At 65.5% G+C, this 23008-nt stretch carries 22 protein-coding genes and 1 pseudogene; 8 read left to right on the forward strand and 15 right to left on the reverse strand.

The annotated features are described in order from the left end of the window. The 7 genes and pseudogenes from ACO2Q5_RS21010 to ACO2Q5_RS21040 all read right to left on the reverse strand — a co-directional run. Positions 1–832 (reverse strand): annotated as a pseudogene (locus ACO2Q5_RS21010) (dihydroorotase); the annotation flags it as partial. A 2-nt stretch (positions 833–834) separates the two neighbouring features. After that, the gene (locus tag ACO2Q5_RS21015; RefSeq protein ID WP_423294708.1) at positions 835–1494 is read right to left on the reverse strand and encodes an aspartate/glutamate racemase family protein; all 660 of its coding nucleotides are present in this window, start codon (positions 1492–1494) and stop codon (positions 835–837) included. A gap of 105 nt (positions 1495–1599) precedes the next feature. Continuing rightward, a complete protein-coding gene (locus ACO2Q5_RS21020) occupies positions 1600–2307 on the reverse strand; it encodes an ABC transporter ATP-binding protein (protein ID WP_423294710.1) in 708 nt (235 codons plus the stop codon). Continuing rightward, complete coding sequence (locus tag ACO2Q5_RS21025) at positions 2304–3071, reverse strand: ABC transporter ATP-binding protein (protein ID WP_423294712.1); 768 nt, start codon at positions 3069–3071, stop codon at positions 2304–2306. Before ACO2Q5_RS21025 ends, ACO2Q5_RS21020 begins: the two co-directional genes overlap by 4 nt. Continuing rightward, entirely contained in the window at positions 3068–4078 is a 1011-nt protein-coding gene (locus ACO2Q5_RS21030; protein WP_423294714.1) for a branched-chain amino acid ABC transporter permease, read from the reverse strand. Before ACO2Q5_RS21030 ends, ACO2Q5_RS21025 begins: the two co-directional genes overlap by 4 nt. Next, positions 4075–4950, reverse strand: a complete 876-nt coding sequence (locus tag ACO2Q5_RS21035) for a branched-chain amino acid ABC transporter permease (RefSeq protein WP_423294716.1) — start codon at positions 4948–4950, stop codon at positions 4075–4077. Before ACO2Q5_RS21035 ends, ACO2Q5_RS21030 begins: the two co-directional genes overlap by 4 nt. A 131-nt stretch (positions 4951–5081) precedes the next feature. After that, entirely contained in the window at positions 5082–6251 is a 1170-nt protein-coding gene (locus ACO2Q5_RS21040; RefSeq protein WP_423294718.1) for an ABC transporter substrate-binding protein, read from the reverse strand. A 182-nt stretch (positions 6252–6433) separates the two neighbouring features. Here ACO2Q5_RS21040 and ACO2Q5_RS21045 point away from each other — a divergent pair, with 182 nt between their 5' ends. Then, entirely contained in the window at positions 6434–8020 is a 1587-nt protein-coding gene (locus ACO2Q5_RS21045) for an NAD(P)-binding domain-containing protein (RefSeq protein ID WP_423294720.1), read from the forward strand. A gap of 52 nt (positions 8021–8072) precedes the next feature. Here the strand turns inward: ACO2Q5_RS21045 and ACO2Q5_RS21050 are convergent, their stop codons facing one another. The 4 genes from ACO2Q5_RS21050 to ACO2Q5_RS21065 form a co-directional block, all read right to left on the reverse strand. Further along, complete coding sequence (locus ACO2Q5_RS21050) at positions 8073–8231, reverse strand: DUF2474 domain-containing protein (RefSeq protein WP_423294722.1); 159 nt, start codon at positions 8229–8231, stop codon at positions 8073–8075. Continuing rightward, positions 8231–9241, reverse strand: coding sequence for a cytochrome d ubiquinol oxidase subunit II (gene cydB / locus ACO2Q5_RS21055; protein ID WP_423294724.1), 1011 nt, complete (start codon positions 9239–9241; stop codon positions 8231–8233). Before cydB ends, ACO2Q5_RS21050 begins: the two co-directional genes overlap by 1 nt. Positions 9242–9244: 3 nt before the next feature. Next, a complete protein-coding gene (locus ACO2Q5_RS21060) occupies positions 9245–10654 on the reverse strand; it encodes a cytochrome ubiquinol oxidase subunit I (protein WP_423294726.1) in 1410 nt (469 codons plus the stop codon). A 233-nt stretch (positions 10655–10887) separates the two neighbouring features. Continuing rightward, positions 10888–11565, reverse strand: a complete 678-nt coding sequence (locus ACO2Q5_RS21065; protein WP_423294728.1) for a hypothetical protein — start codon at positions 11563–11565, stop codon at positions 10888–10890. A 501-nt stretch (positions 11566–12066) separates the two neighbouring features. Here ACO2Q5_RS21065 and ACO2Q5_RS21070 point away from each other — a divergent pair. Beyond that, positions 12067–13374: an AAA family ATPase gene (locus ACO2Q5_RS21070; protein ID WP_423294730.1), complete on the forward strand. Its 1308-nt coding sequence runs from the start codon at positions 12067–12069 to the stop codon at positions 13372–13374. Beyond that, positions 13371–14462: a ParB/RepB/Spo0J family partition protein gene (locus ACO2Q5_RS21075; RefSeq protein WP_423294732.1), complete on the forward strand. Its 1092-nt coding sequence runs from the start codon at positions 13371–13373 to the stop codon at positions 14460–14462. The genes ACO2Q5_RS21070 and ACO2Q5_RS21075 overlap by 4 nt, the downstream gene beginning before the upstream one ends. A gap of 311 nt (positions 14463–14773) precedes the next feature. Here ACO2Q5_RS21075 and ACO2Q5_RS21080 read toward each other — a convergent pair whose 3' ends face one another. From ACO2Q5_RS21080 to ACO2Q5_RS21090, 3 genes are read right to left on the reverse strand one after another with little or no spacing between them, the layout of a single operon-like run. After that, positions 14774–15253 carry a flavin reductase family protein gene (locus ACO2Q5_RS21080; protein WP_423294734.1) on the reverse strand — a complete coding sequence of 160 codons (480 nt, stop codon included), beginning with the start codon at positions 15251–15253 and terminating at the stop codon, positions 14774–14776. Then, positions 15240–15869 (reverse strand): FAD synthetase, encoded by a 630-nt coding sequence (locus tag ACO2Q5_RS21085; RefSeq protein ID WP_423294736.1) that lies wholly within the window; start codon positions 15867–15869, stop codon positions 15240–15242. Before ACO2Q5_RS21085 ends, ACO2Q5_RS21080 begins: the two co-directional genes overlap by 14 nt. A 54-nt stretch (positions 15870–15923) precedes the next feature. Further along, entirely contained in the window at positions 15924–17477 is a 1554-nt protein-coding gene (locus ACO2Q5_RS21090) for a 4-hydroxyphenylacetate 3-hydroxylase N-terminal domain-containing protein (RefSeq protein ID WP_423294738.1), read from the reverse strand. A gap of 147 nt (positions 17478–17624) precedes the next feature. Between ACO2Q5_RS21090 and ACO2Q5_RS21095 the strand changes: the two genes are divergently transcribed. Beyond that, a complete protein-coding gene (locus ACO2Q5_RS21095; RefSeq protein ID WP_423294740.1) occupies positions 17625–18371 on the forward strand; it encodes an IclR family transcriptional regulator in 747 nt (248 codons plus the stop codon). Between the two features lie 14 nt (positions 18372–18385). On the opposite strand, the gene ACO2Q5_RS21100 is transcribed toward ACO2Q5_RS21095, so the two are convergent. Then, entirely contained in the window at positions 18386–19303 is a 918-nt protein-coding gene (locus ACO2Q5_RS21100) for a LysR substrate-binding domain-containing protein (RefSeq protein WP_423294742.1), read from the reverse strand. Positions 19304–19527: 224 nt separating this feature from the next. Here ACO2Q5_RS21100 and ACO2Q5_RS21105 point away from each other — a divergent pair, with 224 nt between their 5' ends. The 4 genes from ACO2Q5_RS21105 to pcaD all read left to right on the forward strand — a co-directional run bounded on the left by ACO2Q5_RS21105 (position 19528) and on the right by pcaD (position 23001). Continuing rightward, on the forward strand, positions 19528–20706 hold the full coding sequence (locus tag ACO2Q5_RS21105) for a muconate/chloromuconate family cycloisomerase (RefSeq protein WP_423294744.1): 1179 nt from the start codon (positions 19528–19530) through the stop codon (positions 20704–20706). Between the two features lie 9 nt (positions 20707–20715). Next, entirely contained in the window at positions 20716–21006 is a 291-nt protein-coding gene (gene catC, locus ACO2Q5_RS21110; protein ID WP_423294746.1) for a muconolactone Delta-isomerase, read from the forward strand. 70 nt (positions 21007–21076) lie between these two features. Beyond that, positions 21077–22015, forward strand: a complete 939-nt coding sequence (catA, locus tag ACO2Q5_RS21115; protein WP_423294748.1) for a catechol 1,2-dioxygenase — start codon at positions 21077–21079, stop codon at positions 22013–22015. Positions 22016–22203: 188 nt separating this feature from the next. Continuing rightward, entirely contained in the window at positions 22204–23001 is a 798-nt protein-coding gene (gene pcaD / locus ACO2Q5_RS21120) for a 3-oxoadipate enol-lactonase (RefSeq protein WP_423294750.1), read from the forward strand. The last annotated feature ends 7 nt before the right edge of the window (positions 23002–23008 follow it).

The raw sequence follows: 23008 nt of genomic DNA on the forward strand, positions 1-23008 counted from the left end.
CGCCCAGCCGTTCACCGTCGCGGGCCGCGTCGAACCACAGGTAATGCACGCAGAGTTCCCCCGTGGCGCGCGCGCCCATGCGGGCAAAGGCCTCGGTGATGCCGAACCCCTCGCCCGTGGTCAGATGCACCGGATGGGCATGCGCCCCCGCCGCCATCCCAAGCGCCATGAATTCCGCCGTGGCCGCCAGTTCTGCCGCCACCGGCCGCGCCGTGGCATGGGCCGCGATGCCGTCCTGCCCCGCGGCGCGGGCCCGCGCCATGCGGGTCATGACGATTTCCTGATTTTCATTGTGCAGGCCAAGCGGCAGATCGGTGCCCGCCAGCGCCTCGAACAGATCCAGCGTCAGATCGCTGGCAATGCGGGGGAACCGGGTCGGGCTGCTTTCGAAAGAGGAAATCTTGAAGGCGCAGACGCCGCCGCCGATCAGCGCGGAAATGTTTTCCACCCCGGTTTCACGGGTGGCCGTGCCGTAAAGCGCCATATCGGCATGGGAATGCGCATGGATGGCGGCCACCTTGTCGGCCAGCCGTTCGGGCCTGTCCAGCGGCAGCGGATTGTCATAGGGCATGTCCACCAGCGTGGTGACCCCGCCGGCCACCGCCGAACGGGTCGTGTCCGCGATTCCGGGCAGACCCTTGTAGCTGGTGGCATGGGTCTGGCCATCCACCACACCGGGCAACACCAGCGCCGCGCCGTAATCCTGCACGCGGGCGGCCGCGGGCGCCTCACCCTGCCCCACCGCGGCGATCCGTCCGTCCTTCACAGCGACCCAGCCGCCGTCCAGCACCGCGCCGGGGGTGACGATGGTGCCCCTGATCAACAGATCCATGGTCACACCGCCCCCGTATAGCCAAGGTCCAGCGCATTGATCGCGGCGGCCACGGCGGCCTGCACCGGGTCGATCACCGTCATGCCAAGGCTTTCCTGAAGCGCGGGCCGGTGGCCGCCCATCCCCGCGCAGCCCAGGATCACCACCCCTGCCCCATCCTCATCCCGCAGGGTCGAGGCGACACGTTCCACCGGGGCGCGGGCGCCATGGGCATCCGCCGCTTCGGCGACGGACATCTGCACCGCCCGGTCCCCCGCCAGACGCCCCGCCAGCCCCAGCCGGCCGATATGGGCGGCGTGGCGCGCGATGGAGGCCGGACCGAGCGAGACCACCCCGAAGCGCGGCGCCTGCTGCAGGGCCGCGTAATAGGCCGCTTCGGCAATGCCGATCACCGGTTTCGTCGTCACCTTGCGCGCCGCCTCGACCCCGGGGTCCGAGAAGCAGGCGATGACATAGGCATCGGCATTGCCTTTCGCGACGATCTCTACCACCAAGGGCGCCACAAAGGCCACATCGGCATCGGATTCAATGCCTTGCGGGGCCGAGGGGATATAGTCGCAGACGATCTCATGCCCCGTCCGCCCGCGCAGCGGCGCAATGCTGCGGGCAATGGTCTCGGTCACCTCGGACGAACCGTTGGGGTTGAGAACAAGGATCTTCATCTTCCGACCTTTCCTCTGCGGATCCTGGCCGAAGCCTAAGATGATCCACAATATTCATAGTGATATATTACAAACATGCGCAGCTTTGCAACCCGTCTGCGCGCCCTAGCCGCCCAGATAGGTGCGCCGGAACTCGGCATCCTGCAAAAGCGCCGCCGCCGACATGTCCGACCGCACCGCCCCCTGCGACAGAACCACGGCGCGATCCGTGACCTTCAGCGCCATCCGCACATTCTGTTCGGCCAGAACGATAGAGACGCCGCTGTCCTTCAGCCCGCCCAGAAATTCGAACACCTGTTCCACCATCAGTGGCGACAGGCCGAGCGAGGGTTCGTCCACCAGCAGAAGCCGCGGACGCGACATCAGCGCGCGGGCGATGGCCAGCATCTGCTGTTCCCCGCCCGACATGGTGCCCGCCGCATGTGCCCGCTTGCGCGCCAGCACCGGAAAGCGGTCATAGGTCGCCGCGATATCCCCGGCGATCCCGGCCCGGTCCTTGCGGGTATAGGCCCCCATCCGCAGGTTCTGTTCCACCGACAGCCGCGGAAACACCCGGCGGCCCGGCGGCACCTGCACGATGCCCAAAGGCACAAGGTCAGCCGTGTCCATGCGCGTGATCGGCTGACCGTCAAATCGGATCGCCCCGGACCGCGGCCGGATCTGGCCGGTGATCGCCTTGATGATCGTGCTTTTGCCCGCACCGTTGTGCCCGATCAGCGAGATACGGTCGCCCGTGTCGATGCGCATGCTCAGCCCGTCCAGAATGACGCGGTCGCCATAGCCTGCGCGCAGATCTTCGATTTCCAGCGTCATGCCGCCCCCGTTCCCAGATAGGCCTCGATCACCCGGGCATCGCGCACGACATCGCCGGGAAGCCCCTCGACCAGCTTCTGCCCCGCATCCATGACGACCATCCGGTCGGCAAAGCGCGCCAGAACCGGCACATTATGTTCGATCACGATCAGCGTCAGCGCGTGGCGCTGGCGCATGGCGGCCACCAGTTCAAGGATCTCGCCCGCCTGCACGTCGTTCATGCCGGCAGTCGGCTCGTCCAAAAGCAGGATGCGCGGCCGCCCGTTCAGCGCCCGCGCCAGTTCCAGCCGCTTGGTCTGGCCATAGGACAGTTGCGTGGTGAAGGCATTCTCATAGGCGCCCAGCCCCACATCGGCCAGACAGGCGCGCGCATGCTCGCGCCCCTCGGCCTCTGCCCGGCGAACGCGCGCGGTCTGGGCGATCTGTCCCAGAAACCCGGTAGGCGCCTCCTTGTGGCCGCCACAGATCACATTGTCCAAAGCGGTCATCCCGCCGAACAGCCGCAGGTTCTGGAAGGTCCGCACGATGCCTTGGGCGGAAATCCGGTGCGGCGGGGTGCGGGTGATATCCCGCCCCTCCAGCAGGATTCGCCCCGCATCGGCCCGTTCCAGCCCCGAGAGGATGTTGAAGAAGGTGGTCTTGCCCGAGCCGTTGGGGCCGATGATCCCCAAAGTCTCGCCCTCGGCCACGCTGATCGACACATCGACCAGCGCCTTCACGCCCAGAAAGCTCTTGCTGATGCCTTCGCAGGACAGAAGCGTCATTTCGCACCTCCCCACGGCAGGGCCGCCCGCAGCTTGCGCAGGATGGGCGGCGTCTCGCCCAGACCCAGAAGACCGTTCGGCCGGAAGATCATCAGCAGGACCAGCATCGCCCCCGCGATCCCGGGACGTGCGGTGATCAGCCACGGCTCCTGCGAACGCAGCGCCTCGGGGATGGCGATCATCAGGAAGACGCCAAGCGCGGTGCCCGGCATCGAGGCAAGCCCGCCCAGAATGGCCATCTGCATCAGCAGAAGCGACTCTTCCAGCTTGAACATATCGGGCGAGATGAAGCGCATGTAATGGCCGTAGATGCTGCCCCCCAGACCGCAGAGAAAGCAGCCCACGCCGAAGGCCAGCACCTTGTAGCCGGTGACATTCACCCCGATGGTGCCGGCGGCAATCTCGTCATCGCGGACCATCTTCCACGCCCGTCCGATGGGGCCGCGGGTCAGCCGCCCGACGATCACGAACAGCACGATCACCACAGCCAAGATCAGCCAGAACTGCTGGGCCGCGGTGGTGGCCTGCCAGCCGAAGGCCCCCATGGCGGGCACGCCCGGAATGCCCATCGGTCCGCGGGTCAGATCCATCCAGTTGTTGGCGACGACAAAGAAGATCTGGTTGAAGGCGATGGTGACCAGCGACAGGAAATCCGCCTTCACCCGCAGGCAGGGGATCGACAGCAGCGCGCCGGTGATCCCCGCCACCGTCCCCGCAGCCAGTGCGGCCAGGGGCCATGGCACGCCATACTGCATGGTCAGGATGACCGAGGTATAGGCCCCCATGCCGACAAAGGCCGCCTGACCCAAGGTCAGCATCCCGGCCCAGCCCGTCACGATGTTCTGGCCCAGCACGAAGATGGTGTAGATCATCGTCAGGCTGACGATATGCAGCCAGAACCGGCCGGGCAGCACCAGAGGCAGCACCGCCAGCGCCAGCACGAACAAAAGCACCGCAAGGCCGCGCAGGCGCGGGGCGGGTGCCAGTGAGGCAAGGGTCTGTGTCATGACCGCTCCTTGATGGTGGTGCCGAACAGGCCCGCGGGCCGCAGCAGCAGGACGCCCACGATGATCGCCATGCTGACCCCGTCCCGATAGGCCGACCCCACGGTGATCACGGCCAGCGTCTCGGCCAGACCCAGAAGGATGCCGCCCCAGAACGCGCCCTGAAAGCTGCCGATCCCGCCCAGCATGGCCGCCGCCCAGGCCTTGGTGGTGGCCAGAAGGCCCATCTGGATGAAGACCGCGTTGAAATACATGGCAAAGAGGATCGACCCCGCCACGCCAAGGAAACCGCCAAGCGCATAGATCGCCACGATCACCGTATTGACCGGAATGCCCATCAGCTGTGCCGCCACCATGTCCTGCCGCACGCATTGCGCCGCAAGGCCAAAGCGGGTGCGGTGCAAAAACCAGGACGAGGCGACCACCAGCACGACCGAAATCGCCAGGATCACCAGCGACTGCGACGACAAAGTCACCCCGCCGATTTCCACCGGGAACCGCGGGATCAGCTGCGGAAAGGACCGCACCTCGGGCCCCCAGATCAGCTGTGCCGCGGCAGACAGCACCAGCCCCGCCCCAAGCGCCGAGATCATCGGGATCACCCGGTTGGCATGGCGGACGGGACGATAGGCGATCCGCTCGACCAGCATGGCGATCAGCGCGCCGGAACAGCAGGCCAGCAGCACCGCCAACGCGGGATGCACACCCAGGGCCAGAAGCTGCAGCGCGACGAAAGCGCCCACCATGATCACATAGCCATGGGCGAAGTTGATCAGGTTCAGGATGGAATAGACAAGGGAATATCCCAAAGCGATCAGCGCATAAATGCTGCCGATCGCCAGTCCGTTGGACAGTTGCTCAAGATAATAGACCATCGGTCACCTTTGGGCCGGCGGAACGGGAAGACCCGCATCGCCGGCCGGAACCGGAGATGCGGGCAAGTGAGCGGCCGCCCCTCACGCGGGGCCGCCACCGGGGATCTCAGCAGGGCACGGGGCCGCCGGGATCAGCGCAGGACCTCAAGCCCGGTCTCATCGACGGTGATCCCGGTCGAGGCGAAAGCGCCGTCCTTGACGGTGACAACGGCAAAGGTGCGGTTTTCGACATCGCCCTTTTCGTTCCAGTTGTAGGTGCCGCCCACACCTTCGAAGGTCGCGGCCTTTGCTGCCGCGATCAGATCCGCCGCCTCGGTCCCGCCCGCCATCAGCGTCTGCACCAGCATCAGCAGATCGCAGGTGAACACCGCCACCTGGCTGGGCAGCGCATCGTAATCGCCGGCGAATTTGGCCATGAAGGCCACGGTCTTTTCATTGGCCGAATAGGGGTCATAGGCCGCCAACACGTTCGCGCCTTCGGCCGCGCCCTGCGCCAGTTCGATGAATTCGTTGTAAAGCAGCGAATCCGGCCCCACCGTCGGAATGCCGCTGACGCCCAGAGACTGCGCCTGACCCAGGAACAACCCGCCCTCGGTATAGTTGCAGTTCAGCATGAAGACCTCGACGCCCTTCGCCACGAAATCGGTGACGATGGCCGAGAAATCCTTGTCCACATTCGGGGTAAAGCCCGCATCGGCCACCACTTCGGCGCCCAGGGCATCGGCCGCGATCATCATCTTGTCGCGCAGGCCGCGGCCGAAATCGTCATTGGCGAACAGGATGCCCAGCTTCTTCTTGCCAAGATTGTTGACCGCATAGGCCGAATATTGCTGCGCGCCATAATCGTCGCGGATGGTGCAGCGGATGATATTGGTCCAGCCCGATTCCGTGACCTGCGAATTCGAGGACGACCCGCACAGCACCGGCAGGCCGGTTTCGGCATAGATCGGCATGGCCGCCAGCGTGCAGGAGGAATTCACATGGCCGATGACGGCGGCATAGATGCCCGCATCCACGATCCGGCGCGCGACCGAGGCCGCCTCGCGCGGCTGGCCCATGTCATCGAAGAATTCGACCACGATCTTGCGGCCGTTCACCCCGCCCGCCGCATTGATCAGCTCCATCGCCGCCGCCGCGCCACGCTGCGCGTTCAGACCCATCGAGGCGCTGTCGCCCGTCATCGGGCCGGCGATCGCGATATGGATGTCGCCATCCTGCGCCAGAACGCGGGCGGGCAAGGCCGCCAGCAATGCCGCGGCTGCACCGGATTTCAGCAGGGTCCGCCGTCCGAATCTCGTCATGTCGCATACCTTCCTTTGGGTTGGCCTGTGGGCTGGGTCCAGGGCCGCCTCTCTGTGCGGCCTCAAGTGCTACGATCATGGATATTTGACAAATATCAATAGTGATATATCAGAAGAAACCGGAATATGCGCGTGAAAACAGTGACTCACAGCTAGAATCGTTACAGGGAAGCCCACAAAATATGCAGCACTCCGAATTCCTGCCCTCAGACGGACATTCCTCGCAGCGCCCCGGTTACCGCGACTGGCTGATTCGACTGACGGCGCTTGCCCATGAAGAGATCCGCACCGGCCTGAAACCCGTCTTCCGCCAGCTTCCGCTGCCGGATGCCGAAGCGCGGATCGCCGCCCTCTCCGACCGGGTCCGCCACGATATCGAGATCCTGCTTTACCCCCGCGACGAATGGGTGATCCCCCGGCAGCATCCTTCGGGCCAGCATGTCTATGATGTGGTCATCGTCGGCGGCGGCCAGTGCGGTCTGACCCTCGGCCATGCCCTGCGGCAGGAGCGGGTGAACAATTTCCTGATCCTTGACCGGATGCCCGCCGGGCAAGAGGGGCCGTGGATCACCTATTCCCGGATGTGGACCCTGCGTTCGCCCAAGCATGTATCGGGGCCGGAACTGGGTATGCCCTCACTGGCGCCCCGCAGCTGGTTCGAGGCGATCTATGGCGAGGAGGGCTGGCACCAGCTGGACAAATGGCCGCGCCAGACCTGGCACGCCTATCTGGAATGGTTCCGCGAGGTGCTTGCCCTGCCGGTGCGCAACGATGCCGATGTGACGGGTTTTGTGCAGGACGGCGCCTTTGTCCGGGTGGAAACCGCCGACGGCCGCCATGTCATCGCCCGCAAGGTCGTGCTGGCCACCGGGATCGAGGGCATGGGCAACTGGAACGTGCCCGCCTTCGTGCGCGACAAGCTTCCGCCCTCGGCCTATACGCTCTGCACAGATGACGTGGACAGTCTGGACTGGAAGGGCCGCAAGGTGGCAATTCTGGGTGCCGGGGCCACCGCATGGGACCGCGGGGCAGATCTGCTGGAACTGGGCGCGGGCCATGTCACCCTGTTCATGCGGCGCAAGCAGATCCTGACCTCCAACGCCTTCCGCTATCTGGAAAAGGCGGGCTATCTGCGCCATTTCGCCTCGATGTCGGATGACGACAAATGGCGCTGGATTCAGGCCATCTTCACCTATGGCCAGCCGCCCACGCAGGATGGCGTGGACCGCTGCGCCATGTTCCCGAATTTCACCGTCCATGCCGGGGCCACCTGGACCGATGCCGCCATGACCCCGGAAGGCCGCATCCGCATCACCGCCTCGGACGGCTCGGTCGAGGAATTCGACCATATCTTCATCGGCACCGGCTTTTCCATCGACGCGGCCAACCGGCGGGAACTGGCCCCCTTCGCCGACAATATCGCGCTGTGGCAGGATGTGTTCACCCCGCCCGAGGGGCAGCCCGACAACTGGCTGATCACCTATCCTTATCTGACGCGCGACCTGCGCTTTGTCGAACGGGTGCCGGGCAAGACCCCGGTTCTGGCCAATATCTGGTGTTTCAACTACGGCGCCACGGTGACCAATGCGCATTCCGGCGCGTCGCTGTCGGGCATCCGCTACGGGCTGCCGCCGCTGATCCACGGGTTGACCCATGCCCTGTGGATGGAGGATGAGGCGGAGCATTTCCGCATCACCCGCAACTGGGACCAGATCGACACCGATCCCACCCCGCTGGACGGTCACATGTGGAAACCCCCGGCGGGCTGAACGCCGCGCGCCCGGCAGGCCGCAGCTTTGCTGTGGCCTGCGCCCCGCGGGCTCAGAGGCTTAGCCCCGCCAGCTTCATCACGACGCGGAACACATAGGCCACGGCCCCCAGCCCCAGCACGCTGAGCGCCCAGATCAGCGCCAGCCAGCCCAGCCGTTTTGCCCAGGACTCCGGCGCGTCCGAGGTCCGCCCGATCCTGACGCGTTTCATCAGTGATACCCGTCCCCGGCCCGCACCTTGCCGCGAAACACGTAATAGGACCACGCGGTATAGGCCAGGATCACCGGAATGATCAGCAGCGCGCCTACAAGGGCAAAGCCCATGCTCTGCGGCGGTGCCGCCGCCTCGCGCAGGGTGATCTCGGGCGGGATGATATAGGGCCACATGCTGATCCCAAGACCGGTATAGCCCAGAAACAGCAGGAACAGCGTCAGGAGGAACGGCGTCGGCCCCGGATCGCCGGTCCGCAGCGACCGGATCAGCAGCACCGCCGTCAGCGCCACCAGCGCCGGCACCGGCGCGAAGAAGAACAGGTTCGGCAGGCTGAACCAGCGGTCCGCCACCGCCTGATGCGCCAGCGGCGTCCAGAGACTGACCCCCGCCATCGCCACCAGCAGCACCAGAAGCAGCGGCCGCGCCAGCACGACCAGCCGGTCATGCAGCGCACCCTCGGTCTTCAGGATCAGCCAGGTCGCCCCCAAAAGCGCATAGGCCGCCAGAAGGCCAAAGCCGGTGAAGATGGAAAACGGCGTCAGCCAGTCCATCGCGCCGCCCAGATAGCGCGCGCCCTCCACCTCGAACCCGTTCAGGAATGCACCAAGCGAGACGCCCTGAAAAAAGGTCGCCGTGACTGAACCCGCCATGAAGGCCTTGTCCCAGAACGGCTTGTGCGTTTCATCGGATTTGAAGCGGAACTCGAACGCCACCCCTCGCCAGATCAGCCCCAAGAGCATGATCGCCAGCGGAATATACAGCGCCGTCAACAGGATCGAATAGGCCAGCGGAAAGGCCGCCATCAGCGCAGCCCCCCCCAGAACCAGCCAGGTCTCGTTGCCGTCCCAGACCGGGGCGACCGTGTTCACCATGACATCCCGATCCTCGCTTCCTTTGAGAAACGGGAACAGGATGCCGATGCCCAGATCGAACCCGTCCATGATCACATACATCATCAACCCGAAAGCGATGATGACGGCCCAGACGATCGGCAGATCAATACCCATGGCTCAATCCTCCTTGCTCAGGTCCGGCGCGGCCGAAAGCGGTCTGGCCGGGCTTTGGCCCGGGTCGTCATTCGCCGTGGCCGGATCTTCCTCGCCCGCCTCCGGCCCCTTGCCCACCAGCTGCAGCATATAGCGGGTGCCGAAACCGAAGACGCAGAAATAGGCAAGGATGAAGGCCACCAGCGTCACGCTCATCGTCAGCGCGGAATGGTCCGACACCGCGTCCCGCGTCCGCATCACCCCGTAGATGATCCACGGCTGACGGCCGATTTCGGTCGTATACCAGCCCGCCAGAATGGCGATCAGCCCCGATGGCCCCATCGCCAGCGCAAACCGCAGGAACCATCGCCCCTCATACAGCCTGCCGCGCCATCGCCGCCATGCCGACCAAAGCCCCAGCGTCACCATCAGAAGGCCAAGGCCCACCATGATCCGGAACGTCCAGAACACCACCGCCACCGGCGGGCGGTCCTCGGGCGCGAATTCCTTCAGCCCGGGAAACTGCCCGTCTAGGCTGTGGGTCAGGATCAGGCTGGACAGGTTCGGGATTTCGATCTTCCAGCGGGTGACCTCTGCCGCCTGATCGGGCCAGCCGAACAGGATCAGCGGCACCCCCTCGCCGGGGGTGTTTTCCCAATGCCCCTCCATCGCGGCAATCTTAGCGGGCTGGTGTTGCAGCGTGTTCAACCCGTGCTGGTCGCCCAGCACCACCTGCAGCGGCGCCACCAGCAGCAGCATCCACATCGCCATGGACAGCATCTTGCGCACCCGCGGATTGTCATTGCCGCGCAGCAGGTGCCACGCCCCGCTGGCCCCCACGAACAAAGCCGTGGACAAAAAGGCCGCCGTCACCATATGCGCCAGACGGTAGGGGAAGGACGGATTGAAGATCACCTCGACCCAGTTCACCGGCACCACAATGCCGTCGATGATCTCAAACCCCTGCGGCGTCTGCATCCAGCTGTTCGAGGCCAGAATCCAGGTGGCCGAAATCAGCGTGCCAAGCGCCACCATCACCGTCGAGAAGAAGTGCAGCCCCGGCCCGACCCGGTGCCACCCGAACAGCATCACCCCCAGAAACCCCGCCTCAAGGAAAAAGGCGGTCAGCACCTCATAGGCCAGCAAAGGCCCCGTCACCGATCCGGCAAAGGCGGAAAAGTAGCTCCAGTTCGTGCCGAACTGATAGGCCATCACAAGGCCCGACACGACGCCCATGGCGAAGTTCACCGCAAAGATCTTGGACCAGAAATGATATAGGTCGCGGTAGACCGGGTTCTTCTTCCACAGCCACAGCCCCTCCAGCACGGCAAGATAGCTGGCCAGCCCGATGGTGATTGCCGGAAAGATGATGTGGAAAGAAATCGTAAAGCCGAACTGGATGCGGGCCAGTTCAAGGGCAGTCAGTCCGAACATGGGCCATGTCCTTCCGAGGCGGGTTCAGAAGCACCTGCGGAGAAGGATACCCCTGCCCTGCCATTCGTCCCATGGTCTTGCACCCGGATCTGCATGGCTGGTTCGGTCGCCTTCGACTGCATGCTCTGCCCCCGAAAGGTGCAGGGGACACGCAGATTTCTCAAGGCGACAATTTCCCGCAGAAGATTTCCCGGCGCGAGGCTTCGGGAAAAAATGCGTCGCCCGCCGTGGCGTCAGATCACCCGGATCGTCAGCCCGGGCCCGCTGACCGCTTCGATCCGGGCCAGAAGATGGGTCTTGATATAGCTTGCATGAAAGGCATTCGGCGCCTTCAGCACCAGCTCGCCCGGCGCGGCAGGCACCTCCTGCAATCCGGCGAACCACGCGCCGAAGACCGCGGCATCCTGTGCCAGAAGACGCCGCGCCAGCTGGCCCCAGCGGGTATCCTCGGCCGGAACCTGCGGCGTCGGGAACGGGATGATCGTCGCCCCCGTCGCAGCCGCAGCTTCGGGAACCGGCGCCTCGGGCGCTGCCAGCCGTTCGGTCAGATCGGGCCCCACCCGCTCCCACACCGGGCGGGTGTCTTCCAGAATGCGGGCGATCCCCAGACCGTACAGCGTGACACGCCCCCGGGCGGCGGCCCGCTTCTCGACCAGCCAGCCGCGGTCCCGGAATGCGGCCATTTCGCGTTTGACCGTGCGGGGATCGACAGACCACAGCCGCGCGATCTCGGCCTGACCCACCGACAGCTGATCGTGTTGCCAGTTGTAGCGCGCGGTGATCAGGCAGATCAGCCGCAGCGTCTGACGCTGCAGGCTGCGGTCCTGCGACAGGGCATAGGTGCCAAGAATGGTCAGAAGGTCATATTTGCGCGTGGCACTGCCGCGGCCGACCGCCTTTTTCGTCAACATGCTCTGCCCTCGGGTGGTTTGCCCACCTTGATCTCTTATCATCTGTCCGCAACGCTGTTCCTGGACGGCGGGGCATCTACGCCTTCTGGCTGCTTCGCCTGCCGTCTCTCAACGCTTTTCGCCGGATGATGGGCATTAACGTCCGCAGCTTCGATTCTGTCAAGCGTGGTTTGTCATTCGGCTCTGCCCTGTGTCTTCATCAGATCGAATGAAAAGGTTCAGATGGTATTGGGGGACATCTTATCTGTCCCCCCAATTGACAGCAATGTCCCCTCAATCCTTGGTGTGGGGCGCCCTTCTGTCCCCCAAATGCGGGAACTCAGGCCTGTCTTCGGTGGGCCTGCCCGGTCCCGCGCCCGAATCGGCAACCCCCTGCCCCACCTCGGTAATCCGCAAAGCTGCTGTTTCGGCTGTTTATCATAACTAAGGTTTTGCGGTTCGTGCAAATCCGGCGTATTTCTGTCTTTGAGGATAATTTACGTTGCAGGAACGGAAACAGGCATGTTCACCCACGAAGACCTGGCCGCACTTCAGGCGCAGTCGCTGAAGATGCAGGGTCACATCCGGCGGCAGACCTTCTCGCCCGAGAATGAAAAGACCCTGCGCCGCTTCTCCAGCTGGGAGGTGGCCGAGCTGATCTTCCGCATCAACCACTCCACCTTCCGCGGCCGCCTTGCCGCCGACCCCGACCTGCCCGGGGGTGAGGTCGAGGAGGACGGCCGCCAGCGCTGGTTCAGCCTGACCGAGATCAACGAGCTGCGCCGCAAGATGAAGATCAACCGTGCGACGCTGATGCCGCGGCGTCCGGCGCGCAAGCGGGCGGTGCGGGTGGCTATCTCGAACTTCAAGGGTGGTGCGGGCAAGTCCACCGTCGCGCTGCACATGGCCCATGCGGCGGCGCTGGACGGCTACCGTGTCCTTGTCATCGACTTCGACCCGCAGGCCACGCTGACCCATTCGATGGGGCTGCATGACGTCAGCGAAGAGCTGACGGTTTGGGGCGTCATCGCCCGCGACCTGGTGCGCGAGACGGACCGGATGAATGCCGCCCCCCGCGCTGCGGAAAGCGGCACCGCGGTGCCGCAGCGCCGGTTGCCTGCCGCGGTCCGCGACCTGGGGCTGGGCGATCTTCGCGTGACCGATTTCATCCGTCCGACCGCCTGGCCCACCATTGATATTGTCCCCTCCTGCGCCAATGCGGCCTTTGTCGAATTTGCCAGCGCGCAGTATCGCCACCTGAATCCCGACTGGTCGTTCTTTGCCCCGGTGGCGCGCTATCTGGATGCGCTGACGCCGGATGCCTATGACCTTGTGATTTTCGACTGCCCGCCCGCCATCGGCTATCAGTCGATGAACGCGGTCTTCGCGGCGGATGTGCTCTATATCCCCTCGGGGCCCGGCTATTGGGAATACGATTCGACCACTTCCTTCATCGGTCAGCTGGCCGAGGCTCTGGGTGATCTGGCGGCCGGTTTCGATGCGACCTTCCCCGCGGGGAAGATGCGCCTGCCCAAGGCGTTTCTGGATATCCGCTTTCTGATGACCCGGTATGAGCCGGGGAACGAGCTGCATCGCGCGATGCTGGAAGCCTTCCGCAAGGTGTTTGGCGACACCGTCTGCAAAGAACCGATCGAGATGACGCGGGCCGTGGAACAGTCCGGCCGCTTTCTTTCGTCGGTCTATGAGATCGACTACCGCACCATGACGCGCGAGACCTGGCGCCGTGCCCGCGCCTCGTTCGACCGGGGCTATGAAGAGTTCAAGGCCTGTGTGCTGGGCGCCTGGGACAAGCTGGAGGATGAGCAATGAAGAAGCGCCGCACCTTCGAGATCGACCTTCCCGAAGAGCCGCAGACCTTCCCCGCGGGGAAGGTCGAGGAGGCGCCGATCCGCCGCTCGCCCATGGCGGCGGCGATCACCGAGAATGCCGGGTCCTTGCGCGAAAGGCAGGCTGTGGAGGCCGAGATCCGCGCCGAGAATGACCGGCTGGCGGCCGAGCATGTGCGGATGAAACAGCTGGGCCTGATCGTCGATCTGGTGCCGCTGGACATGGTGGATGCGGTCAAGCTGGCACGGGACCGGGCCAAGGGCGACGATCAGGAACTGGAGGAGCTGAAGGTTTCGCTTCGCGACATTGGCCTCTCGAACCCGATCCGGGTGGAGCCGCGCGAGGATGGCCGGTATGAGCTGGTGCAGGGGTTCCGGCGGTTATCGGCCTATCGCGCGCTGCTGGAAGAGACAGGCGATGCCGAGACCTGGGGCCGCATCCCGGCGGGCATCCTTCCCCGCGGGGAAGATGTCGAGGGGCTTTACCGCCGGATGGTGGATGAGAACCTTGTCCGCAAGGATATTTCCTTTGCCGAGATGGCGCAGATGGCGCTGCATTACGCCGCCGATCCCGGTACGCGCGAAACCGATCCCGACCGGGTGGTGGCCGAGCTGTTCCGGTCGGCCGGGTATCAGAAGCGCAGCTATATCCGCCAGTTCATCCGGCTGATGGCGCGGCTTGGCGAGGATCTGCGCTATCCCCAGCACATTCCGCGCGCGGTTGGGTTGAAGCTGGCCGCGGTGCTGGAGGACCGGCCCGAGGTGGCGGCGCAGATCCGCACGGCGCTGCGCGGATGGGAAACCCGGTCGGCGAGTGACGAGGTGGAGCTGTTGCGGCGGGCGGCCGGGGCAGGGGGGGAGGAGACCCCTGCCACACCGGCCGCACCGGCGCCCCCGCCGCGCAGTGCGGGCAAGGCGCGCACCACGTTCCAGGTGACCTCGACCCTTGGTACGGCAAAATGCACCGCGGCCAATGGACGGCTGGAGCTGCGGCTGGACTGCGATTTCTCGACCGTGGACCGGCGGCGGCTGGAGGCGGCGGTGGCGCAGATGCTGGCCGACCTGACCTGACCTTCCCCGCGGGGAAGATGGGGCAGGGGGCTGCTGCCCGCGTTTTCAATTCGGGGTGATGCCTGCAAACGACCGATTGAGAATGTAGGGAAGGCCCCGTGTCCCGGTGGGTGGTGGCGCCAAGATCTTGATTTCACGCCCGGAATCTGCGGATGCCATGGTGTCCTGCGCGTTTGGACGTGGAATCTGCGCTGCCGTGGTTCTCGCCTTAGGGGAAACCTTCGTGTTATGCGCAAAATTCCATAATTTTGCCCATTTGATCCGAGGCCGGTCTGATTTTATTCGACTTTCGGCGTGACCGGATCAGGCCACTACACCGTTGCGGCCAGCCGGGCGAAGCGGCCGCCGCAGAACAGCAGCGGCTCTGCCTCCGGCCGCCGCTCCAGATGCGTCACGCGGCCGATGAACAGGGTATGATCCCCGGCCTCCACCTCTTGCGCCACCTCGGTCAGGAAGATGGCCGCGGCGCCGGGCACGACGGGAAGACCGTGGCGCCGCTCCAGAATGGCGGACAGATCGGGATTGTGGCGCCCGGCGAAGTGCCAGGCGATATGCTCCATCTCGCCGCCCAGAACGCTGACGGCATAGCGCCCCGCGGTGCGGATGCGGTCGCGCATCCGGCTTTTGTGGTCCAGCGAGATCGAGATCAGCGGCGGATCCAGCGAGACCGACATGAAGGCATTGGCTGTCATGCCATGGTCGCCCTCGTCCGTGCGGGTGGTGATCACGGTGACGCCGGTGGCGAAGCTGCCGCAGGCGTTGCGCAGGTCGCGCGCGTCAAATCCAGACATGATCGTCCTCTCTGTGCCGGATATCATGGGTCAGAAGCGCCGCGCCAAGCGCCATCAGCGCGGGCGGCGGGGCCAGAAGGCGGGTGGCCTCGTCCCGCTGACCCGCGGCCTGCAGCGCACGGATGCGGCTGGAGGAGATGGTCTCTCCGGCGGCACAGCAGGTGGGCGGGGCCAGCGCGACGGGAAACCGCTCAGCCAGCAGCGCCACATCGCCCTGTTGCCGCGCGCCAAAGCGGAAATCCGCGCCGACATGGATTTGCTGCGGGCCTATGCGGGCCAGATCGGCCAGAAACGCGGCAGGGCTGCGGCGGGCATAGGCCGCGGTGAAGGAGGCCACCACGATCCAGTCGGGGCCGAGTGCGGCGATCCGCGAGAGCTTTTCGGGCAGCGGCAGAAGTTGCGCGGCGCGGCCGAAATGCACCTTGGGCGGCGGATCGAAGGTCCAGACCACCGCGGGCAGCTGCGCGGCGCGCGCCTCGGCCACCATGGTGCGGATCAGCGCCTGATGGCCGCGGTGCACCCCGTCGAAGGCACCGATGGCTAACAGGCTGGCGGGCAGCGCGATCTGCCGGTCGGTCACGATGCGCGCGGGAATGCCGGTGAAATCCAGAGCCATCTTGCCCTCCGCTGCGGTCAGGGATGGGGCGGCCGGAGGAGGCCGCCCGCAGGGTCAGCCCTGAAAACCGGCCTTCAGGCGGTTCACGTCCCAGGGGTTGATCAGATCAGGCGCGGTCCAGCCGGTCAGGTCATATTCCGCCATATAGTCGCGGACCATCTGCTGCAGCGTGGCCATCTCACCCGTGGCCTGGGCGGTCAGCATGGTTTCGATGCGGATATTCTCGTAGTTGCCGGCATAGTTCGTCTCGTAAAGCTCATGCCGCCCGCCGAATTCCGAACCCATGGCATCCCACAGGAGTTTCAGCAGCTTCACCCGGTCGATGGCCACCATCCCGTTCGAGCCGCGGACGAAACGGTCCAGATAGGGCCGCACGGCATCCGAGGCGAAGTCCAGCGAGGAGGAGGGCAGGTAGATCAGCCCCGAGGCGACGTGCCGTTCGATCAGTTCCTTGATCCGGCTGTAGGCCATCGGTGCGAAGATGCGGTAGGCCAGCCCGTAATTCATGTTGGGCAGCACATAGCCATCCGTGCCCTGCCATGGGATCGGGCTTTTCACCATGGCGTCGGACAGGCCCCAGAACAGGTTGCGCCAGCCCAGAACCTCGCCCACGGCGGTTTGCGGGCCGCGGAAGGTGCCCGATCCGGTCGCCTCCAGCGCCATCGAGAACAGGCCCGAGATGAAATCCAGCTTCACCGCCAGCCGGGTGGTGCCGTGCAGGGTGAAGCGCGGCACAAAGCCCGAGGCCGGGAAGAAGGCGTTGATCTTCTCGATATCGCCGTAGATGAAGATATTTTCCCACGGAACCAGCACCTTGTCGAAGACAAGGATTGCGTCGTTCTCGTCCAGACGGCTGGAGAGCGGATAGTCGAAGGGCGTGCCCATCACCGCCGCGTTCAGCTCATAGGACGCGCGGCTGATCAGCTTGACCCCGGGGCTGTCCATCGGCGCGGTGAAGATCAGGGCGAATTTCTTCTCTTTGATGGGAATGCCGTAATGCGCGATGAAATTGTAATGCGTCAGCGCCGATCCGGTGGCCACCACCTTGGCGCCTGACACGATCAGGCCCGCATCGGTTTCCTTTTCCACCTGCATATAGACATCGCCGGTCTCTTCCACCGGAAGATGGCGGTCGATGGGCGGGTTGACGATGGCGTGGTTCCAGTAATCCAGACGTTCCTGCGTGCGGTTGTACCAGGCCTTGGCATTGCCGGAATATTCGCCGTAGAATCCGGCATTCGCGCCAAGGGTGCCCAGAAACGCCGCCTTGTAATCCGGCGACCGGCCCATCCAGCCGTTGGCCACCCGCTGCGTGGCGGCGATGGCATCGCGGCCCGCCACCAGCTCCTCGGCCGTTTTGGTGCCCATGAAGAACGGATGCGTCCAGCCGCCCGAACCGGTGTCGGTGGGCCGGCCCAGCGTGGCCTTTTCAGCGTTCAGCTTGTCATACCAGCGCGCCACCATCCGGGCCGAATTGCGGAAGGCGGGATGCGTGGTGACATCCTTCACCCGCTCACCATGGATATAGATTTCGCGCCCGTCGCGGATGCTGTCCAGAAATTCGGTGCCGGTATAGGGCGCCTGTGTGGCGCTGCCCTGATCCTTCATGTCGTCCTCCCTGCGGCAGGGTGCCGCCGTTTCCCGGGCAAAGACTGACAGCGGCCGGGGAATGCCGGAAGGTATCGGGTCATACCTGTTCCTTTTCCGGCAATACCGGAAAGTATCTGAAAAGAGGAGCGAGAGGAGGGACGCAAAATGAAGACAATCCGGAAATTGGGGGAAGTCCTGCGCTGCTTTTCGGCAAGTCAGCCGGAGCACAGCGTCACCGCCCTGTCGCGGGCCATCGGCAATTCGGTCAGCGGCACACATGATCTGGTGGAGGGGCTGGCGGGGATCGGTCTCTTGCGCAAGGTGGAGCGGGGGCGCTACCGGCTGGGCCCGCTGGTCGCCACGCTGTATCATGCGCTGGAAGACAGCTCGGCCCTGGTCGAGGCCGCACGGCCGGTCATGACGCAGCTGGCGGCCGACCATGGCGAGACGCTGCATCTGACCATGCATGATCATGGCCGGCTGCTGCTGGTCGAGGCGATGGAGGGCACCCGTCCGCTGCGGGTTGCGCCGGGGGTCATCGGTCCGCACCTGCCGCTGCACCGGGCGCCGCCGGGACGCCTGCATCTGGCTGCTTTCACCCCGGCGCGGCTGGAGGCCTGGCTGGACGAACAGGCGCGTCCGGGCGGGGCCATCACCTCCCGCGAGGGGATGCGGGAGGAGCTGGCCGCGCTGGCGGCCGAGGGCTTTGCCGCCGGTCCCATTTCCGATGATGGCGATCTGGTCTGTCTGGCGGCGCAGGTGCTGGACCATGCCGACCGGGCGGTCGCGGTCCTGTCGATGACGGTTCCGGCCAGCCGCCACGCCCGCCAGCCCCGGGCCTTCCGTTCTGTCACGGTCGAGGCGGCCCGGCAGATTTCCAACCGTCTGGGCCACCGGCGCGACGGGGGATAGGGTCGGGGGATAGTTCAGCCGGCGGCCGGGACGGGGGCGGCCGCTGTGGCGGCCCGGGCGAATTTCCGGGTGGTTTCCATGAAGTTCAGGACCTGCGGCGCGCGGTTGTCCAGCCGCGCATGCACGGTCAGGCCGGTGCCGGGGTTGTGGCCGGAATAGGGGCGGTAGATGACGCCCGGCCGTGTGGTGCGGCTGACCGATTCCGGCACCACCGACAGGCCCACCCCGACGGAGACCAGCGAAATCGCGCTTTGAAAATCCTGCGTCAGTTCAAGGCCTGCGGGTTTGAAGCCTTCGCGCTCGCAAATTCCCAGCACGACATCGGCATAGCTGGGCCGCGGGCGGCGGGGGTAAAGGACGAAGGTCTGGTCGGAGAGATCGGCAAAGCGCACCGTCTCGGCCGCCGCCAGCGGCGAATCCTCGGGCAGGGCAAGGATCAGCTTTTCGCGGAACAGCAGTTCGCGGCGGAATTCTTCGTCCTTCAGTTCGGGCCGCGCGACGGCAATGTCGATTTCGCGGGTGATCAGCGCGCGGTGGAGTTCGGCATTGTTCAGCGCCGACAGGGCCAGCTCCACCTCGGGGTAGGTGGCGCGATAGGCCTTGATCAGCATGGGCAGCGGCCCGTGCGAGGCCGATCCGACAAAGGCGATGCGCAGCCGTCCGGCCCCGCCCGCCCCGACCAGCCGGGTTTCGCGGCGGGCGGTGTCCAGCCGGTCCATGATCTGGCGCGCGTGATCCTGCAGCACCTGACCGGCCTGCGTCAGCCGGATCTGGCTGCGGCTGCGGTCGAAGAGCTGCACGCCAAGCGCCTCTTCCAGCCCGGCGATCTGGCGCGACAGGGGCGGCTGCGCCATGTCCAGACGGGTGGCGGCGCGGCCGAAATGCAATTCTTCGGCCACGGCAAGAAAGTAGCGGAGCTGCCGGAATTCCATGATCTCCTCCCAGAGCGGAACCCGAGGGACGCAACCTTTACGGTATCGCCCGAAGGCATGAAGGATGCCGATTTCCGACCCGTCCGCAAGGGGAAAAGCGGTATCGCCCGATACCGGACGGGTATAGGGCAGGGGGGTGGCTTGGGCTGTCTGATACCTTTTGGGTATCATATGAAATGCAAATGATCTTGGACGTGCCCGCCGCCCGGCGGCATGATGCCGGCATGAACAAGACCCTTGCCCCCCTGTCCCCCGTCACGTCCGGCGCTGTTGTCGAGCGGGTCGAAACGCTCTTGGTGGATCTGCCGACGATCCGGCCGCACAAGCTTTCGGTGGCGACGATGAACGGCCAGACCCTCATGCTGGTGCGGGTCCGGTGCAGCGATGGCGTGACAGGGATCGGCGAAGGCACCACGATCGGCGGTCTGGCCTATGGCGGCGAAAGCCCCGAAAGCATGAAGCTGGCGATCGACACCTATTTCGCGCCGCTGATGATCGGGCAGGATGCGACGCGGGTGCAGGCGCTGATGGCGCGGATCGGCAAGATGGTGAAGGACAACCGTTTCGCCAAAAGTGCGGTGGAGACCGCGCTGCTGGATGCGCAGGGCCGCCGTGTCGGCCTGCCGGTGAGCGAGCTTCTGGGCGGGCGGATGCGCGACCGGCTGCCGGTGGCCTGGACGCTGGCCTCGGGCGATACGGCGCGCGACATTGCCGAGGCCGAGCGGATGCTGGACCTGCGCCGCCACCGGATCTTCAAGCTGAAGATCGGGGCGAAGGCTGTGGATCAGGACGTGGCCCATGTGGCGCGGATCAAGCAGGCGCTTGGCGACCGTGCCGCGGTGCGCGTCGATGTGAATATGGCCTGGACCGAGGCCGAGGCCGCGCGGGGCATGGCCGCTTTGGCCGATGCCGGTTGCGAGCTGGTGGAGCAACCCGTCGCCCGGGCCGCGGGGCTGTCGCGGCTGGTGCGGCGGTTCCCGGTGGCGCTGATGGCGGATGAATCGATCACCGGGCCGGAAGAGGCCTTCGAGATTGCCCGGGTCCATGGCGCCGATGTCTTTGCCATCAAGATCGAGCAGAACGGCGGTCTGTTCAACGCGCAGCGCACGGCGGCCATCGCCGATGCGGCGGGGATCGGGCTTTATGGTGGCACCATGCTGGAAGGGGCGCCGGGCACCGTCGCCTCGGCCCATCTCTTCGCGACCTTTCCGCGGCTGGACTGGGGGACCGAGCTGTTCGGGCCGCTGCTGCTGACCGAGGAAATCCTGCAGGAGCCGCTGGACTACAGCGATTTCCACCTGACCGTGCCGGAGGGTCCCGGGCTTGGCATCGCGCTGGATGAGGATCGCGTGGCCTTTTTCACCCGCGACGGTCTGCGCCGCACATTCACCCCCGCCGGATAGGAGCGAGGCATGCTGTTTCACGTCCGCATGGATGTCAAAATCCCCCGCGACCTGCCGCCGGACGAGGTGGCGGCGATCCTGGCGCGCGAGAAGGCCTATTCGCAGGATCTGCAGCGCCGCGGGACATGGCGCCATATCTGGCGCATCGCGGGCCAGTATTCGAATGTCAGCATCTTCGATGTCTCCGGCAATGACGAGCTGCACGCGATCCTGTCCGGCCTGCCGCTGTTCCCCTTCATGAATATCGAGGTGCAGCCGCTGCTGCGCCATCCGTCCGCCATCCGTGACGACGACAGCTGATCGCGCATTCCGGGCCGCAGGAGGCGCGGGCCCGACCCAGTTTCCAAAAGAATCCAGGAGGAGAACGACCGTGAGTGTCAAGATTTTCGACCGCCCCGATGTGCAGGAGTTCCTGACCGTGCTGAGCGGGCTGGACAAGGCGGGCGGCAGCCCGCGCATGAAAGAGATCACGCATCGCCTGATGACGGACCTGTTCCGCGCCATCGACGATCTTAACATCACCCCGGATGAATACTGGACCGGCATTGCCTGGCTGAACGACATCGGCGCGGCGGGTCAGGCGGGTCTGATCTCGCCCGGGCTGGGGCTGGACCATTTCATCGACGAACGGCTGGATGCGATCGACGCCGCCATCGGCATTGAAAACCCCACGCCGCGCACCATCGAGGGGCCGCTCTATGTGGCGGGCGCGCCGGAATCGGTGGGCTTTGCCCGGCTGGATGACGGCCGCGACATCGAAGGTCAGACGCTGATCATGCATGGCGTGGTGCATGGTGCCGACGGCAAGCCGCTGCCGGGTGCCAAGGTCGAGGTCTGGCATTGCGACACCCGCGGATTCTATTCGCATTTCGACCCCACCGGGCTGCAGGCGCCCTTCAACATGCGCCGGACGATTTTTGCCGATGAGAACGGCCGCTACAAATTCCAGAGCATCCTGCCTTCGGGCTATGGCGTGCCCCCGGGCAGCCCGACCGAGCGGCTGCTGTCGGCCCTTGGCCGCCATGGCCAGCGCCCGGCGCATATCCACTTTTTCATCAGCGCCGATGGCCACCGCAAGCTGACCACCCAGATCAACATCGAGGGCGATCCGCTGATCAACGACGATTTCGCCTATGCCACCCGGGAAGGGCTGGTGCCGCGGGTGATGGAACGGGACGACGAGGCAAGCATCCATGCCAACAACCTGAACGGCCCCTTTGCCGAGATCGAATGGGACATCTACCTGACCGCGCTGGTGGACGGGGTGGACAATCAGGTCAACGAACAGCGCAAACGCGCCGCGGCCTGAGCTTCTGGGTCCGTGGTCCGGCCATGATGGCCGGGCCGTTCCCCTGCATCCGGCCCCCGGATGCCCGACATCCTGGCCGCGACCGGAGCCTTGTTCCGGTCGCGGCCGTTTTTGCCATAACGGAATGCGATCATGACCGAAGCCTGTGCCTGCCCGCCGTTGCGTCATCTCTGCGGGGGGCTCTGACCATGCCTGCGCTTCTGCGGCCCTGGGGGAGGATGCATTACCGGATCGACGGGCCGGATGACGGGCCGGAGCTGGTCTTTGCCAATTCGCTGGGCACCGATCTGCGGCTTTGGGACGATGTGGTGCAGCTGTTGCCCGAATTCCGCTGCATCCGGTTCGACAAGCCCGGCCACGGCCTGTCCGATGGTGCAGCTGCGGTCACCATCGACAGTCTGGCCGAGGATGCCGCCGCCCTGATCGGCAGGCTGGCACGGGGTCCGGTGGTGCTGGTGGGCCTGTCCATCGGCGGGATGATCGCACAGGCGGTGGCGCTGCGGCATCCCGGGCTGTTGCGCGGGCTGGTCCTGTCCAACACGGCGGCGAAGATGGGCACGGCCGAAGGCTGGTCGGACCGGATCGCAGCCATCCGTGCGGGCGGACTGGAATCCATCGCCGATGCCGTGATGGACCGCTGGTTCGCGGCGGAGTTCCGCGCCGGCCCGGATCTGGCGATCTGGCGCAACATGATGGTCCGCACCCCTGCGGCGGGCTATATCGCCGCCTGCGAGGCGCTGGCCGCGGCGGATCTGACCGGCGCGCTGGCAGGGCTGCGGCTTCCTGTCATGGTGATCGCGGGCGAGGAGGATCGCGCCTCGCCCCCGGATCTGGTGGCCGGGCTGGCCGCGGCGATCCCCGGCGCGCGTTTGCACCGGCTTGCCGGGACCGGCCACATCCCCCCGGCCGAGGCGGCCGGGCCGATGGCCGGGCTGCTGCGCAGCTTTGCGGGGATTCTGGCACCTCTGGAAGCCGTGGACGGCTGACCGGGGG

Source organism: Neotabrizicola sp. VNH66 (assembly GCF_049445895.1).
Lineage (GTDB): Bacteria > Pseudomonadota > Alphaproteobacteria > Rhodobacterales > Rhodobacteraceae > Pseudogemmobacter.